Below are 15,454 nucleotides of genomic sequence, written 5' to 3' on the forward strand. Positions count from 1 at the left end.
CTATTTCCCTCCCGCTGGCGCCGGTGCGTCGATACCGGCCTGAGCGGCGTTGGCCGATTTGTTCTGGGTCAAGGCGGCCATGACCTCGGCGCGGGAGCCGAACATCGACACCGAGCCATTGCTGAGCACGAGGATCTTGTCGACCACGTTGAGCAGAGCCGGGCGCTGGGTGATGGTGACGACGGTGATCTTCTGCTTGCGGGCATGCAGCAGCGCCTTGGCCAGCGCCGCTTCGCCGAGCGCATCGAGATTGGAATTGGGTTCGTCGAGCACCACCAGCTTGGGATCGCCGAAGAAGGCGCGGGCCAGCGCGATGCGCTGCTTCTGACCGCCCGAAAGCGGGGCGCCATCGGCCGCGACATAGGTTTCGTAGCCCTGCGGGAAGGCGGCGATCAGCTCGTGGACGTCGGCCAGAACGGCGGCGTCATAGATGGCCTGATCGCTGACATCTTCGCGCATGCGGGCGATGTTGGCCTTGATGGTGCCGGGGAAAAGCTGAACATCCTGCGGCAGATAGCCGATATTCTCGCCGAACTGGCGCTGGTCCCAATTGCGCAGGTCCATCAGGTCAAGGCGCACCGAGCCGGATGTGGGCAGGATGGACCCCACCAGCATCTTGCCCAGCGTGGTCTTGCCGGCACCCGAATTGCCGATCACAGCCAGGGACTCGCCGGGCAGCAGCGAAAACGAAATGCCATTGAGCAGCACCTTCTTGTTGGGCGGCGGCACGAAGAGGATGCGCTCGACATCCAGCCGTCCCTTGGGCTCGGGCAGCATCAGGCGTTCGAAATTGAACGGGGAGGATTGCAGCAGGTTTTTGATGCGGCCGAAGGAGGCGCGGAACTGGGTGAAGCCGCTCCAGCCCTCGATGGCCCCCTCGATTGGGGTGAGGGCGCGGGCGGCGATGATCGAGGCGGCAATCACCATGCCGCCGGTGATCTCGCCCTCAATGGCGAGGAATGCGCCCCAGCCCAGCATGGCGACCTGGGTGAGCAGGCGCACGGCCTTGGAAACACTCGACATCAGAATGTTGCGATCCTGCGCGCGGACCTGGGCTTTGAGGGAGCCCGCCGTATCGCGGCCCCAGATGCGCACCGCCTCGGGGATCATCGCCAGCGCATTGATGATCTGCGAGTTCCGCGACATGGAATCCAGATGCAGCGTGGCGCGGCTGAGCAGGTTGTTGGCTTCGGCGAACGGGCGGGCGGTGAGGCGCTGGTTGATGGTCGCGACGGCGAATAGTGCGAGCGCCGCGACCACGACGATGTGCCCGAGATCGGGGTGGATGAAGTAAACAGCCAGCACGAAGAGCGGCGCCATCGGGGCATCGAGGAAAGACAGAAGTGTGCCCGAGACGATGAAGGTGCGCAATTGCTGCAGATCGCCCAACACTTGATAGTCGCGGCCATTGCCATGCAGCGAAGCGCGGGCGGCGGCGCTGAGAATGGGCGAGCCCAGTTGCACCGCCACCTCGACGGCGGTGCGCATCAGGATGAAGCGCCGGACGGCATCGAGCACGGCCTGCAGCACCACGGCGCCCACCACGGCGGCAGTGAGCATGACCAGCGTATCGAGCGAGCGGCTGGTGAGGACGCGGTCGGAAATCTGGAACAGGTAGATCGGCAGGGCCAGCACCAGGATGTTGATGAACACCGTGAAGCCCATGACGATCAGCAGATTGGTGCGGACGACATCGAGCCCGTTCTGGAAACTCTGGGCGAAGTTGGGCGTGGCGGCGCGCTTGTGGAAGCCATCGCGCCCTCCGTTGCCTCCGCCACTGGCTTTGCCGCCGCCATCCCGCACCGGGGCATTGACGGTCTTGAGCGGGCCGAGATCGGCATCGACAATGGGCGGGATCCTGGGGCGAGCGGCGGGTTCGGGCGCGCGGAACTCGGTCTCGCGCGCCTCGATGGGTTCCGGGCGCGGTGGGGGTGGCGGTTCAGGCTCGGGTTCTGTCTCCGGCTCCGGCTCCGGCTGGATGGGGTCGTCCTCGGGCTCGGCAGCGGTCTCTTCCTCGTCCTCCTCGGCCAGCGCTTCCAGTTCAGCGGCTGCGGTGCTGATGTCGAACATCAGGCGATCAACCCGCGCGGCTCGGGCCATCTGGCTCTGATTCAGGTGGCGGGCGAGGATGTTCTCGCCGGATCGGCGAAGGCTCTCGGTGGTCATGGGCGGGTCCCTGCCTGCATTGGACTAGGCGAGCACGGATTGAAGGATATCGGCGGGCGGGCCATCGGCTGATGGCGGGGCAGGGCCAAGAACGTCGTCGTGGGCCATGTCGAGGGCGACATCGACGTCGAGGAAAGCGATGACTTCGGTCACCAGTGCGTCGGTGCCGGGGTGGCTGCTGTCGGCGGCGATGATGTCGGCCTGGATCAGGATGGCATCGGAATAGACCTGGCCATCGACATAGGCGGTGTCGCCCATGCCGTCGTAATCCTTGATGGTGGCAATGTTGACCAGCGCGTTGGCGCCGGTGCTGATGTCCCACTGGGTTTCGGGCTGGCCCTCGAGCAGGGCGGCCTTTTGCACCGCGACCATGTCGGCGTCGCCCAGGATGTTGGTCTGCTCGACATAGCGCAGGTCGTAGATGTTGCCGGCGACGTAGAGCACCTTGAGCATCTCGTAGCCTTCAAACTGCATGTCGGTGGCAAAGCCGGTCGGCATGCCGAGCTGGCCATCATCGAGACTGGCCATCGCCTCGTGGTAATGCTCGGGCATGCCTTCGACGAAGCTGGTGGGGCCGACATTGTGGATGGAGGCTTCGTTCCACAGCAGATTCCCGCTGGTGGCGAGGGACCCCGTTCCGGCTGAGCCGTCGCCCAGCATCTGGATCGTGTCATTGTCGTAGAGCACGTTGGTCTGCACGATGACGTTGGCGTCGTAGAGATTGCCGCCGACGATGACGAGATCGAAATAGAGCCCCAGATTGACGAAGCTCACGCCGTTGAGCCCCACATTCTCGCCTGACGTGACGACGGTGTTGGCGCCGGTGGTGGAGAGCACGCTGATGTCCTGATCGGACGAGAATGTGTACTGGCTCAGCCACTCGATGAAGACGAGGTCGCCGCCGACGGTGGAGACCTGCCAGTTAGAAGGCATCACGCCGGGATTGGCCTCGGCGGCATCGCCTGTGGCGTCGCGGATTTCCTGAATGAAGCTGGCGCTGTTGATGGCTGCGGTGGTGCTGGGGAGGTTCTGCGCCGCGCCGGGCACGTCATCGCCGATGGTGTCGGTATCGAAATGCGCGTTGGTCTGGATGATGACGTCGAGTTGGTGCAGGTCGCCGCCGACCGCGATGATCGCGCCGCCCATCCCGCCATTGACGAAGCCCGCCTCGTTGACCAGCAGGTTGCCACCGGCCTGCAGCATCACTGTTGGCGCCACCTCGTCGCCCGAGAGGGTGACCTCGGCATGGGTTCCGGTGGGTTCCTCCGGGGGCGCGTCTTCCTCGCCACCCATCAGGGGCTGCAGGTGGACGGGCAGGGCATTGATGAGCTCGGGGGCTTCCTCGACGAGCTCGCCGTTCACATAGATGCCTTCGATGCTCTCGGTGACGTGGACCGTGGTGTCGGGGGGAGCCTCGCCGGTGGCGAGTTCGGCAAAGACCTCGGCCACATGCTCGATGAAGACGGGGACGTCGCTGACGGCATGCAGCGCGGCGGCGCCGGTAACGGGGCCGGATATGGCCGAAGCCGCGCCGTGCATGAGCGTGAGGGCTTCGGCGGCGCCGGATTGGAAGACCAGGGGGCCATCGTAGTGGCCCAGCACCACGATATCGTCGTCTGACAGGGTGATCGACTGCGCGATGATGGCGATGACCGAGCCGGGCTCGGGGCCGATGAAGGGGCCGGTCGGGGTGTATGGCGCGTCGTGCGGGTGCTCGGGCGCGTCGGCGTCGATCGGGGGCAGGTGGATGCGCGAAAACGGGGCGGGCGCGGCGATATCGTCCACCGGCGACTTGCCGCGGATTTCCCAGACCGGGGGCACATAATCGACGCCGGGCTGATAGGCACCCAGGGCGAATTTCTGCGTGATCTCGACGGAAATCTGTTCCAGGACCGGATCGATCTGGCCGGGCGCAAGGGCGGCCTCGATCTGCTCGTAGCCGAGCCGCGTCCGCATCGCCTCGACGGCCACTTCGAAGTAGCCGAGGAAATGGGCGACGATCTCGGTCGTCGGGTCGTTGGTCAGGAACACTGCGCTACCTCCGAGTGCCGCGGCTGGCGCGGGCATTCATGACGCTCGGACAGTGGGCCTGCGCGGTGGCGCCGCGCAGGCCGGGTTCGTTTGGGGTGAGTTATGCGTCGTCGTTGCCGGCGTCGTTGCCCATATGGTTGTCGCCGCCGACCACCGTCACGTCGACGGCGTTCTGCTGCAGGTTCGCACCCAGCACAACTTCCATGTTGAAGGCATTGGCAGAGACATAGGCGCTGCCATCGGCGATGTTGTGGTTGGATGCGTCATCACCGGCGGAGACGTCGAACGTGTTGTCGCTGGCATGCAGATCGCTGCCACCAGTGGCGTAGGCGTTGAAGATCGCCCCGCCATTGTTCTGCTGCACGTTCTCGAGCGCGTCATTGTCGAGAATGTCGGCAACCTGGTTGATGGCAAAGCCAGCGTCATCGCCGCCGCCCGAGAAGGCGCCGTTGAACACATTCTCGAAGATCACGTCATCGCCGGGATTGAAATCGAGCGTGCCGCTATTGATGAACAGGTTGTCCATCGTGGCGGTGCCGATATCGAGGTCAGCGAAGTCGTTATCCGTGTTGTACGAGTCCGTGGCGCTGTTGAACGAGTCACTGATCGCCACGTCGATCGTGGCGTCCAGGTGCGTCGAGCTGTCGTTGTTGGAGTCATTCGTCGAATTGTTCGAATTGTCGTTATTCGAGTCATTCGTCGAATTGTCGTTGCCGGACGAGTTGTCCGATCCGTCGGCCGAATTGTCGTCGGTCGTGGAATTGTCGTTGTAGGAGTCGCTGATCGACTTGTCGTTGGCGACGTCGTTCAGATCGAGCGTGATGTCGTCATCGGTCGAATTGTCGTTGTAGGAGTCGTTCACCGAGCTGTCATTGCCCGAGTCCGAAATCGGCATGCTGGTATTGGTCGACTGGTTGCGGCTGTCATTGAAGCTGTCGCTGGTCGTCGAATTATCCGAGCCATCAGCCGAATTATCCGAGTTGTCGGAATTATCGGAGTTATCCGAATTGTCCGAGTTATCGGAATTATCGGAGTTGTCCGAGTTGTCGGAATTGTCCGAGTTATCGGAGTTGTCCGAATTATCGGAATTATCCGACTTGTCGTTGAAGTTGTCCGTCAGCGTCGCATTGAGGTTGAGCGAGTTGTCGGAATTGTCGGAGTTGTCCGAATTATCAGAGTTGTCAGAATTGTCTGAATTATCGGAGTTGTCCGAGTTATCGGAATTGTCCGAATTGTCAGAGTTATCCGAGTTGTCGGAGTTATCCGAATTATCAGAATTGTCCGAGTTGTCGGAGCTGTCGTTGCCGACGTCGGACACATCGACGTCGAGCGTATTGCCGTCGGTCGATTGGTCGGAATTGTCGTTGTGGGAATTCAGGTCGGAATTGTCGGTGAACGTGCCATTGTTTTGAAAGTTGTCGGCCATCAGAGGTTCTCCTGCTCAAAAGCAGCGGATTGGCCAATAACCCCTATGCATTTCCAACGAGGTCAGTCTGGCTGTTCCGCGGGGTGGAGGCGATCGAAGCGGCGGCGGAGCCGGATGCACTTGGGCGATCCGGCTGGTGCCGACGATTTTGGCGTCGCCCGTTCGGCGGCCTGGGCCAGCCGAAACCGGGCGATAGTGAAACGGTCGCTCCCCGGAAAACAGGCAGCAGTTAGATCAGGCTCGGGGCCCTTATCTGCCTAGTTTGTTCGGCCTAACCCGCAGGGCCCATGAGGCGGTGGTTTCGGAGTCAGGGCGTTCGCGATGGACGTCCTTTGCCCGCGCCGGGATTAGAAAAAGCCCCAAAGGCTTAGTCCGCTTGGGCAGGAGCGGCCCATCAAGGCCCCGCTACCGGCTCGATCGACTGAGGCCGTGCGATGGAAAAGATCACGCTCGCGTCACGCCCGGCAGTGTTAACTTTTGTTAATCATAACGTGACCGGCGCGCGGAGCCGGCGGAGCAGGAGGAGTGGCCGGCCAAAAAAGCCGCCGAGTCAGGGGAGGGTGATCGTGCCAGAGCGGTCAGGGGGCGCGGGAGCGACACCGCAGCGCATCGTCTTCATGGCGTCGCGCCAGGCGGTGTATCAGTGTCTCTCCCAGGCGGCGCAACGGCATTTCACCATGTTCGAGGTCAGCCTGCTCGACCATCTCTCCAGCGCCGAAATGCCCGACAGCAGTGTCCGCCTCGTGCTGGTCAGCCATGGCGACGGCTGGACCTCTGCCAGCAATGTACGCGAATGCCGCCGCCGCTTTCCGGCCGCCGCCATCGGGCTCGTCGTCGAACGCGGGACGCAGGAGCTCGATGTCACCCTCATGGACCATCAACTGGTGCAGGGCATCCTGCCGCTGACGCTGCCGCTCGATGTGTGGCTCGCGGTCGCCTCGCTGCTGGTGGCGGGCGGTGAGTATCTGTCCCAGGACGGGGCCTTCCATCGCGATGTGCAACGGGAATGGGCGGTGCCGCCCGCGGAAGCGGTGCGCGTCGCGGGGCCCGTGCTGCGGGCGGCTGACCAGGCCGCTGCGCTGGGGCTGGAATCCCTGACCGCGCGCGAGCGGCAGATCCTGCAGCTGGTTTCGGAAGGCTATCAGAACAAGCTGATCGCCGACCGCATGGCCCTGTCGGAGCACACGGTGAAAGCCCATGTCCACAATCTGATCGCCAAGCTTCGGGTGACCAATCGTACCCAGGCAGCCGCGGCGTTCCTGCAGGAACATCTGTCCCGGACGCCGCGCGGGCCGGTCGCAATGCGGGAGCGCTGACCATGGCCAGGATCGACCAGGTGCTGCAACTGGTGGGCCAGCTCAACTATGTGTGGACCAATACCGAGAGCCTGTTCATCTACCTCATCGCCCATCTGGCGGGGACGCGGAAGGAAGCGGCCATTGTCATCTTCCTGACGCTCAACACCACCCGCGCCCGGCTGGACCTGCTGGAGCGGCTGGCCAAGACCAGCGGCGTGACGCCGGACACGCGCAGCGCCGTGCTCGACCTTGCCGACCGGCTGCAGCGCGAGGCGCGGGTGCGCAACAAATATAACCACTGCATCTATTCGTTCGACGCCAATGGCGAGCTCAGCAGCACCCAACTGATGCGGATCGCCGATTTCAACGATGACCTGAAATACGGCAAGGTTGAAGCGCTCGATGACGAGGAAATGGCCCGCATCCGCGCCGCGATATCAGCCGTTACCGCGGTCAACCGGGACATCTGGGCGTTCATGACGGCCCGAAATATCGAGGTGTAAAGGCGCGGTCAGTGCGGGCGGCGGGAGGAGCTTCGGCGGGCGACCACGCGCGGCGTCACCACGAAATGCTCGGTTTCGCTGCGGCCCTTGACGCGCTCGATCAGCAGGCGCGTCACCTGCAGGCCCAGCAGTTCGCCGGACTGATCGATGCTGGTCAGGCTGTTCTGGGCGAAGTCGCAATAGTTGGTGTTGTCATAGCCGACCAGCGCCAGATCGCGCGGGATCGACAGGCCCAGCTCGGTCGCAACGCTGATCACTTCGAGGGCGATGAAGTCGGTCCAGCAGAAGATGGCCTCGGGCCGGTCCGGACCCTCCAGCAAGCGCCGGGCGGCGACCTGGACCTCGCGCGGGGTCTGGCGGGTGCGGATCACGTTGACATGGGCGCCCAGCCCCTGTTCGACCATTTCCCGGCGATAGCCGAGCTCGCGCTGCGTGATGATGGTCGAGGTGGAAATCAGGCTCATCATGGCGATGCTGCGATAGCCATTGCCGGCCAGATGCCGCACCGCCAGGCTCGCGCCGGCATGGTCATCATTGTTGACGGTATCGTAGAGCTGATTGTCGGGCGCGTGATTGCCGATGGTCGCCAGGGGCTTGCGCCGGGCGATATCGAGCAGCTGTTCCTGATCGCTGGCGCCGACGACGATCAGCCCATCCATCTGGCGGTCGATCATGGAGTCGACGAGCGCATCGTCCAGCATGGCGCCTGATTGGGTGATGCCCATCAGCACCTGATATTGCGTGCGCTCCAGCGCTGTGTTCACACCGGCCAGGATATCGGCGAAGAACGGATTGCGCAGCTCAGGCAAGATGAGCCCCAGCGTATAGGTGTGCCCCCGCATGCCGCGCGCCGCCGTGTGCGGCCGGTAGCCGAGCTTGACCATCGACTGGCGCACCTTGAGCCGCATTGCGTCGCTGACGCCATAGGCATCGCGCAGCACCTTGGAAACGGCGGCGACCGAAACGCCAGCATCCTGCGCAACTTCGCGAATGGTAACGCGGCTCGGTTTGGCAGTCGGGGCTTTTCTCATGCGGGTCCGCAGCTCAACAGCCAGTTTCTCCAAGCAATGCAGGGGATTGCCTGCCTCTCCGCTTATTACATTCCGCCATCAAAAAGCCTATTGCCAAAAACTCATTCTCGTAGAACGATACACGTAGAACATTATACACCTCGGAAACCGAGGGGCCGTCAAGCGGCGGCGAGGGAGGCATACTTTGACGGATGCAGTGACTACGCTGGCGCGGCCAAACGCGACCATTGCGGCAAATCCCCTGTGGGCGACCGCCAGGATGATCCGCCCGCTGGCCGATCAGGGCGTCGGCACACCCGCTTCATTCGTCGCGAAAAGCTTCACGCTCGATAGCGTTCCCAATAGCGCGACGCTGCATATCAGCGCGCTGGGACTCTACCGCTGCTTCATCAATGGCCAGCGGGTGGGCAACGACCTGCTGACGCCGGGGTGGACCAGTTATGACCATCGCCTGAGCTACCAGAGCTACGACGTCGCCGGGCTGCTGGTGGCGGGCGAGAACCGCATCAAAATCTGGCTGGCCGACGGCTGGCTACGCTCGCAGATGATGTGGGGCAAGGCCCCGATCTTCAACACCTGGGGCGACGAGATCGCTGCCATTGCCGAGCTGCATTCCGGCGACGCGGTGTTGCTGGCGACCGACGCCAGCTGGCAGAGTGGCGAACTGCCGGTGCGGAAGTCGGGCATCTATTTCGGTGAAATCTTCGATGCCGGTTTCACCCCAAGCGTGTCGGCCGGCACCAAGACAATCGAATTCGATCCGAGCCGGCTTATCGCCCACGAGACGACGCCGGTGCGCGAACTGAGCCCGTTGCCGGTGGTCAAGAGCTGGAGCGATGCCGAGGGCCGGACGGTCTATGATTTCGGGCAGAACAGCGGCGGCTATGTCGCCTTCGAGGTATCCGGCGATGCCGGGGCGCGGGTCATTGTCGAGCATGCCGAAGTGCTCAATCGGGAAGGCGAGTTTTACAATGTGAACTTCCGCACAGCGGAAGCGCGGCTCGAATACACCCTGTCCGGCAAGGGCGTCGAACACTACCGCCCCCTCTTCACCTTCCAGGGCTTCCGCTACGCCCGGGTTACCATTGAGGGCAGGGCTAAGCTGAGCAGCATCGTGTCGGTGCCGATCAGCTCGGTGACGGAGGTGACGGCGACCTTCACCTCGGGCAGCGAGCTGGTGAACCGGCTGGTGCTCAACACAGTGTGGTCACAGCGCGCCAATTTCATCGAAGTGCCCACCGATTGCCCGCAGCGCGATGAGCGCCTCGGCTGGACCGGCGACGCGCAGGTTTTTGCCGGAACCGCCTGCTATTTCGGCGACACCCATAACTTCTTCAGGAAGTGGATGCGCGACCTGATGGTCGACCAGCGGGCCGATGGCGCGGTGCCCCATGTCGTGCCCGATCCGACACGGCTCAAGCCGGCCGACTATCCCGGTTTCTTCGGCAGCACCGGCTGGGGCGATGCGGTGGCGATCGTGCCGTGGCAGCTCTATCTGCATTATGGCGACGCGGCTTTCCTCAAGGAAGTGCTGCCGGCCATGGTCAAATGGGTCGATTTCGTCTGGTCGATCAGCGATGGCCCCATCGTCTCGCCGCCGCGCGAATGGGGTGGCCGGGGCTTTACCTTCGGCGACTGGCTGCAACCGAGCGGCCCGAGTGCCAAGCCGCTGCCGACCATTGGCGATGATGCCGCCGCCACCATCTACCTCTTCATCACCTCAAGCCTTGTGGCGCGCATCGCCCGCATTACCGGCAACGACGATGTCGCGACGCGGCTCGAGGCCATGGCCGCACAAGTGAAGGCGGCCTTCGCCCGCGAGTTCATCACGCCATCGGGGCGCCTGGCCTATGACGACCAGACATCGTACGCACTGGCGTTCCTGCATGATCTGATCCCGGCTGACCGTCAGGAAGCGGCCAAGCGCTACTTCAAGGCGACCATCGCCCGCGCCGATGGGCGCATCGGCACCGGCTTTATCGGCACTCCGGCGCTGCTGCCGGCGCTGGTCAAGATCGGGGAAATCGGGCTCGCGGCAGATGTGTTTCTGCAGGAGCAGGTGCCGGGATGGCTCTATCAGGTGAAGATGGGCGCCACCACGATCTGGGAACGCTGGGATGCGATCCAGGCCGATGGCTCCATCTACAATCCGCAGATGAACTCCTACAATCACTACGCATATGGCGCAGTGTGCCAGTGGCTGCTCGAGGGCGTTGCAGGTTTCCGGCCGGATGAGAATGATGCCGGCTTTGCCACGATCATCTTCGAGCCGACGATCATTGCCGACCTGTCGCCGGTCAAGGCGAGCCATGCTAGCCCGCGCGGCCCGATCCGTGCGGAATGGACGGTCGATGGTGAAAAGGTGCGCTACAGCGTGGAGGTCCCGGTGGGGTCGCGTGGCGTGCTGCGGCTGCGGCCCGATTACCGCAATATCGAGGTCGATGGCGTTGCCTGGGACGGGAAAGGGGAGCGCGTGCTCGCACCAGGCCAGCATGCCATCAGCTTCACGCATACGCCGGTGGCGCGCAGCAAGCGCGCCGAACACAGCATCAATGCCCGCACGCCTTGATTGAACAGGCGGCGGCTTGGACGGGCCCGCATGGTGCGGGCAAAAGGGAGAGAGACCAATGACGACGACTTCCCGAAGGATTGTCCTGACCGGCCTGTCGGCCGGGCTGATGGCGATGACGGCGCTGACCGGCACCAGCTTCGCCCAGAGCGTGAACCTCACCTACCTGATCCCCAGCGGCGCCGATGGCGTGGCGGTGGCCGAAGAGCTGGTAAAGAGCTTCGAAGCCGCCAACCCCGACATCAACATCGATATCGAAACCCGTCCGGGCGGCTCGGAAGGCGACAACCTGGTCAAGACGCGGCTGGCCACCGGCACCATGTCGGATATTTTCCGCTACAATTCGGGATCGCTGTTCCAGGCCATTAACCCGCAACAGTTCCTGGTCGACATGACCAACGAGCCCTGGCAGGCCAATGTGCAGAACTCGTTCAAGCAGGTGGTGACGGCGCCCGACGGCACCGTGCGCGGCGCTCCGATGGGTGCGGCCATGGGCGGCGGCATCTACTACAACAAGGCCATCTACGAAGAGCTGGGCCTGTCGGTTCCCAAGACCTGGGCCGAGTTCATGGCTAACAACCAGAAGATCAAGGATGCCGGCAAGGTCGCCGTGATCCAGACCTATGGCGACACCTGGACCAGCCAGCTGTTCGTGTTGGCCGACTATTACAACGTGTCGGCCGCTGAGCCCGACTTTGCCGCCAACTACACGGCCGGCAAGGCCAAGTTCGCCACCGATCCCAACGCGTTGCGCGGCTTCGAGAAGCTGCAGGAAGCCCATGACGCGGGCTTCTACAACGAGGACTTCGGAGCCGCCAAATATGACGACGGCATTCGCATGGTCGCCGCGGGCGAAGGTGCGCATTATCCGATGCTGACCTTCGCCACCACGGCCATCGCGGCGTCCTACCCCGACATGCTCGGCAATGTCGGCTTCTTCGCCCAGCCCGGCGAGGATGCCGCCAAGAACGGTCTGACCGTGTGGATGCCCGATGGGCTCTATGTGCCGCAGACCACGTCCAACATGGAAGCGGCCATGAAGTTCGTCGCCTTTGTCGCCAGCGTTGAAGGCTGCGAAGCCCAGACGCGGGCAGGTGGCGCCTCGGGCCCCTACCTGGTCAGTGGCTGCACGCTTCCGGCCGACGTGCCACCTGCCGTGTCCGACATGCTGCCCTACTTTGCCGAAGGCGGTCAGAATGGCCCGGCGCTGGAATTCCTCTCGCCCATCAAGGGGCCAGCGCTGGAACAGATCACGGTTGAAGTTGGCTCTGGCATTCGCCCGGCAGCCGACGGTGCCGCGCTCTACGATGAGGACGTGCGCAAGCAGGCTCAGCAGCTTGGTCTCCCGGGCTGGTAATTAGCCCCTTGCACATGGGCGGTTCCGGGTTTCTGGTCTCACCCGGGACCGCCAACTGGAGGAGGAAAGCTGGATGGCCGTGTTGTCCGCGACCGGTGCGCCTGTGCGCGCCGCCCCATTGCCGGCGCTCAAACGCCGATCGCCCTACCCAGCCTGGTTCTTCCTGCCGGCCGCCATCATCTATGGCGTGCTGTTTCTCCTGCCGACCGTCGCCTCGCTCTATTTCAGCCTGACGCGATGGACGCTGTTCAACTCCACCTTCATCGGGCTGGATAACTTCGCCCAGTTCCTGCGCGAGCCCTTCCTGATCAAGGGGCTGATCAATACCGTGCTCTATGCAGTGATTACCTCTAGCCTCAAGGTGGTATTGGGCCTGCTGCTGGCGGTGCTGCTGACCAGCCAGATCGCGGCGCGCGGCTATCTGCGCTCGGTGGTGTTCTTTCCGGTGTTGGTTTCGACCGTGGGCGTCGGCATTACCTTCACGGTGCTGATGCACCCGACCCAGGGCATGATCAATGAGGGGCTGGCGCTGCTCGGCATCAAGGGGCCGGGCTGGCTGACCAATCCAAGCCTGGCGCTGTTCTCGGTGGCGCTGGTCGATGTGTGGAAAGGGGTGGGGCTCGCCACCGTCATCTACATTGCCGGCATCGTCGCCATACCCAAGGACTATTACGAGGCCGCCCGCATCGATGGCGCCACCAAGTTCCAGAACTTCCGTTACGTCACCCTGCCGCTGTGCCGGCCGGCGACGGTTACCGTCATCATCCTGAGCTTTATCGGCGGGTTGCGGACCTTCGACCTGATCTGGGCGATGACGCGGGGCGGGCCGGGCTTTGCCTCCGACACCGTGGCCTCGGTGATCTACAAGCAATATCAGGCGGGCTTTTATGGCCTCTCGACCGCCGGCAATGTGGTGCTGTTCATCCTCATCGCCGTGCTGGTCGTGCCGCTGACCATGCTGCTCAATCGTCGGGAGGGGCATGAATGAGTTTCGTTCGCCGCCACTGGCTCAGCGCCGTCACCATCCTGCTGTCAGGCGTGGTGTTCCTTGTGCCCTTCGCCTTCATCGTCCTTACGGCTTTCAAGGACCGCAAACAGTCCGCGCTGCTCGATTTCTCCTGGCCTGCCGGGAACTACCTCTGGAGCAACATTGTCGAGGTGGTCACCACCCGTAACTGGATGCTGCTGACCGCCTTCATCAACTCGACCATTCTGACCGTCGCCAGCGTCACGCTGCTGGTGATCTTCGCTGCCATGGTCGGCTTCGTGCTGCAGCGCCGCAAGACACGCTTCAACGGGCTCATTGAGTTCCTGATCCTTGCCGGACTGATGATCCCGCCCGCGGTGGTCCCGACCATCTGGCTGCTGCAGGGCATCGGGCTGTTTGCCAAGCTGCATGGGATGATCCTTATCGAGGTGGCCTATGGCCTGCCGTTCTCCATCATCCTCTATCGGGCCTTCATCGCCACCATTCCGCGCGAGCTGGATGAGGCGGCAATCATCGATGGGGCGCGGCCGTTCGACGTGTTCTTCCGGGTCATTCTGCCGCTGCTGTGGCCGGTGACTGTCACCAATATCGTGGTGCAGTCGGTGGCCGTGTTCAACGACTTCACCAACCCGCTCTATTATCTGCCGGGCAATGCCAATGCGACGGTGCAACTGACGCTCTACAATTTCCAGAGCCAGTTCCAGACGTCCTACAATCTGCTGTTCACCAATATTGCGCTCATCACCATTCCGCCGCTGCTGGTCTTCCTGTTCTTCAACCGGCAGATCGTGGCGGGGATGACCGCAGGCGCCGTCAAAGGATAGACCATGGCCGGACTTGAGCTGAAAGCGCTGCACAAGAGCTACGGGAATGTCGAGGTTATCCGCGGCGTCGATCTCAGCGTCACCCATGGCGAGTTCGTGGTGTTCGTCGGGCCCTCGGGCTGCGGCAAGTCCACCTTGCTGCGGATGATTGCGGGCCTCGAGGAGATCTCGGGCGGCGAATTGTGGATTGCCGACCAGCTGTGCAATGCCGTGGAGCCGCGCGACCGGGGCATTGCAATGGTGTTCCAGAACTATGCGCTCTACCCGCATATGACCGTCTACGACAATGTCGGCTTCGGGCTCATGCTGGCCAAGACGCCCAAGGATGTGCGCGACCAGAAGATCCGCGAAGCCGCGCGTATCCTGCAGATGGAGCATCTGCTCGATCGCAAGCCGAGCCAGTTGTCCGGCGGACAGCGCCAGCGCGTGGCCATTGGCCGGGCCATTGTGCGCCAGCCTGAAGTGTTCCTGTTCGACGAACCCCTCAGCAATCTGGATGCGGCACTACGCGTCGACATGCGGATGGAACTATCGCGGCTGCATCATGATCTCGGGGCCACGATGATCTATGTGACTCACGATCAGGTCGAGGCCATGACGCTGGCCGACAAGATCGTGGTGCTGAGCGCCGGAGAGGTGCAGCAGGTCGGGGCGCCGATCGAGCTCTATCAGCGCCCGGCCAACCTGTTTGTGGCCGGGTTCATCGGCTCCCCGAAAATGAACTTCGCGCCGGTGGTGGTCGACGCGGTGGGGCAGGGCACGATCACCGTGCGGAGCAAGGACCTCTCGCCGCTGACCATCCCGGCAGATACGGCGGGGATCAGCGAGGGTGATACGTTGACGCTGGGCGTTCGGCCCCATGCCATCGTCACCGATGGCGGCGGGACACTGGTCGGTGCGGTGGCGCTGATCGAGCGGCTTGGCAATGAAACCAACGTCAACCTGACGCTGCCGTCGGGCATTTCCTGGCTAGCCGTGCTCGATGGCGACCATAGTCTGAGCATTGGCCAGACCCAGGAACTGACCTTTTCACCCGACGCCGCCATCCTGTTCGACAGTGATGGGCGGGCCCGCCATCCGGCGCCCAACTGATTTGCCAGGCGGGGAGGAGCTGGAGGCCCGGATTTCCGGCCAAAAATATAGAATTCATACTCCGGTATGCGGGTGTGGTTAAGGTTAAGTAACTATTTATAATTTGATGCATACCCCGGTATAACATCACCCACTTCGACAGATTGTGCCGCCGAGAAAATCAAACCTA

Annotated in this window: 11 protein-coding genes; 7 read left to right on the forward strand and 4 right to left on the reverse strand. The window is 63.0% G+C overall.

The window, feature by feature from the left end:
• The 3 genes from ACZ5WT_RS12725 to ACZ5WT_RS12735 all read right to left on the reverse strand — a co-directional run bounded on the left by ACZ5WT_RS12725 (nucleotide 1) and on the right by ACZ5WT_RS12735 (nucleotide 5,623).
• Entirely contained in the window at nucleotides 1–2,100 is a 2,100-nt protein-coding gene (locus tag ACZ5WT_RS12725) for a type I secretion system permease/ATPase (protein ID WP_464287205.1), read from the reverse strand.
• Between the two features lie 90 nt (nucleotides 2,101–2,190).
• Nucleotides 2,191–4,233 carry a hypothetical protein gene (locus ACZ5WT_RS12730; protein WP_464284165.1) on the reverse strand — a complete coding sequence of 681 codons (2,043 nt, stop codon included), beginning with the start codon at nucleotides 4,231–4,233 and terminating at the stop codon, nucleotides 2,191–2,193.
• 64 nt (nucleotides 4,234–4,297) lie between these two features.
• Entirely contained in the window at nucleotides 4,298–5,623 is a 1,326-nt protein-coding gene (locus tag ACZ5WT_RS12735) for a hypothetical protein (RefSeq protein WP_464284166.1), read from the reverse strand.
• Between the two features lie 617 nt (nucleotides 5,624–6,240).
• Here ACZ5WT_RS12735 and ACZ5WT_RS12740 point away from each other — a divergent pair.
• Nucleotides 6,241–6,939 (forward strand): helix-turn-helix transcriptional regulator, encoded by a 699-nt coding sequence (locus ACZ5WT_RS12740; protein WP_464284167.1) that lies wholly within the window; start codon nucleotides 6,241–6,243, stop codon nucleotides 6,937–6,939.
• Nucleotides 6,940–6,941: 2 nt separating this feature from the next.
• The gene (locus tag ACZ5WT_RS12745) at nucleotides 6,942–7,424 is read left to right on the forward strand and encodes a hypothetical protein (protein WP_464284168.1); all 483 of its coding nucleotides are present in this window, start codon (nucleotides 6,942–6,944) and stop codon (nucleotides 7,422–7,424) included.
• Between the two features lie 8 nt (nucleotides 7,425–7,432).
• Here ACZ5WT_RS12745 and ACZ5WT_RS12750 read toward each other — a convergent pair whose 3' ends face one another.
• Nucleotides 7,433–8,455 (reverse strand): LacI family DNA-binding transcriptional regulator, encoded by a 1,023-nt coding sequence (locus tag ACZ5WT_RS12750; RefSeq protein WP_464284169.1) that lies wholly within the window; start codon nucleotides 8,453–8,455, stop codon nucleotides 7,433–7,435.
• A gap of 259 nt (nucleotides 8,456–8,714) precedes the next feature.
• On the opposite strand from ACZ5WT_RS12750, the gene ACZ5WT_RS12755 reads away from it, so the two are divergent.
• The 5 genes from ACZ5WT_RS12755 (at nucleotide 8,715) to ACZ5WT_RS12775 (ending at nucleotide 15,285) form a co-directional block, all read left to right on the forward strand.
• A complete protein-coding gene (locus tag ACZ5WT_RS12755; protein WP_464287206.1) occupies nucleotides 8,715–11,024 on the forward strand; it encodes an alpha-L-rhamnosidase in 2,310 nt (769 codons plus the stop codon).
• A 58-nt stretch (nucleotides 11,025–11,082) separates the two neighbouring features.
• Nucleotides 11,083–12,381: an ABC transporter substrate-binding protein gene (locus tag ACZ5WT_RS12760; RefSeq protein ID WP_464284170.1), complete on the forward strand. Its 1,299-nt coding sequence runs from the start codon at nucleotides 11,083–11,085 to the stop codon at nucleotides 12,379–12,381.
• A gap of 73 nt (nucleotides 12,382–12,454) precedes the next feature.
• On the forward strand, nucleotides 12,455–13,369 hold the full coding sequence (locus tag ACZ5WT_RS12765) for a carbohydrate ABC transporter permease (RefSeq protein ID WP_464284171.1): 915 nt from the start codon (nucleotides 12,455–12,457) through the stop codon (nucleotides 13,367–13,369).
• Nucleotides 13,366–14,193: a carbohydrate ABC transporter permease gene (locus ACZ5WT_RS12770; RefSeq protein ID WP_464284172.1), complete on the forward strand. Its 828-nt coding sequence runs from the start codon at nucleotides 13,366–13,368 to the stop codon at nucleotides 14,191–14,193. Before ACZ5WT_RS12765 ends, ACZ5WT_RS12770 begins: the two co-directional genes overlap by 4 nt.
• A gap of 3 nt (nucleotides 14,194–14,196) precedes the next feature.
• A complete protein-coding gene (locus ACZ5WT_RS12775; RefSeq protein ID WP_464284173.1) occupies nucleotides 14,197–15,285 on the forward strand; it encodes an ABC transporter ATP-binding protein in 1,089 nt (362 codons plus the stop codon).
• Nucleotides 15,286–15,454: the final 169 nt, after the last annotated feature.

The organism is Devosia sp. T2-14 (assembly GCF_055397495.1).

Excerpts from the sequence above, each read along its gene's own strand:
- ACZ5WT_RS12750 (WP_464284169.1), bottom strand. The coding sequence starts at position 8,455 with ATGAGAAAAGCCCCGACTGCCAAACCGAGCCGCGTTACCATTCGCGAA.
- ACZ5WT_RS12765 (WP_464284171.1), top strand. The coding sequence starts at position 12,455 with ATGGCCGTGTTGTCCGCGACCGGTGCGCCTGTGCGCGCCGCCCCATTG.
- ACZ5WT_RS12745 (WP_464284168.1), top strand. The coding sequence starts at position 6,942 with ATGGCCAGGATCGACCAGGTGCTGCAACTGGTGGGCCAGCTCAACTAT.
- ACZ5WT_RS12730 (WP_464284165.1), bottom strand. The coding sequence starts at position 4,233 with ATGCCCGCGCCAGCCGCGGCACTCGGAGGTAGCGCAGTGTTCCTGACC.
- ACZ5WT_RS12775 (WP_464284173.1), top strand. The coding sequence starts at position 14,197 with ATGGCCGGACTTGAGCTGAAAGCGCTGCACAAGAGCTACGGGAATGTC.
- ACZ5WT_RS12755 (WP_464287206.1), top strand. The coding sequence starts at position 8,715 with ATGATCCGCCCGCTGGCCGATCAGGGCGTCGGCACACCCGCTTCATTC.
- ACZ5WT_RS12735 (WP_464284166.1), bottom strand. The coding sequence starts at position 5,623 with ATGGCCGACAACTTTCAAAACAATGGCACGTTCACCGACAATTCCGAC.
- ACZ5WT_RS12760 (WP_464284170.1), top strand. The coding sequence starts at position 11,083 with ATGACGACGACTTCCCGAAGGATTGTCCTGACCGGCCTGTCGGCCGGG.
- ACZ5WT_RS12725 (WP_464287205.1), bottom strand. The coding sequence starts at position 2,100 with ATGGCCCGAGCCGCGCGGGTTGATCGCCTGATGTTCGACATCAGCACC.
- ACZ5WT_RS12770 (WP_464284172.1), top strand. The coding sequence starts at position 13,366 with ATGAGTTTCGTTCGCCGCCACTGGCTCAGCGCCGTCACCATCCTGCTG.
- ACZ5WT_RS12740 (WP_464284167.1), top strand. The coding sequence starts at position 6,241 with ATGGCGTCGCGCCAGGCGGTGTATCAGTGTCTCTCCCAGGCGGCGCAA.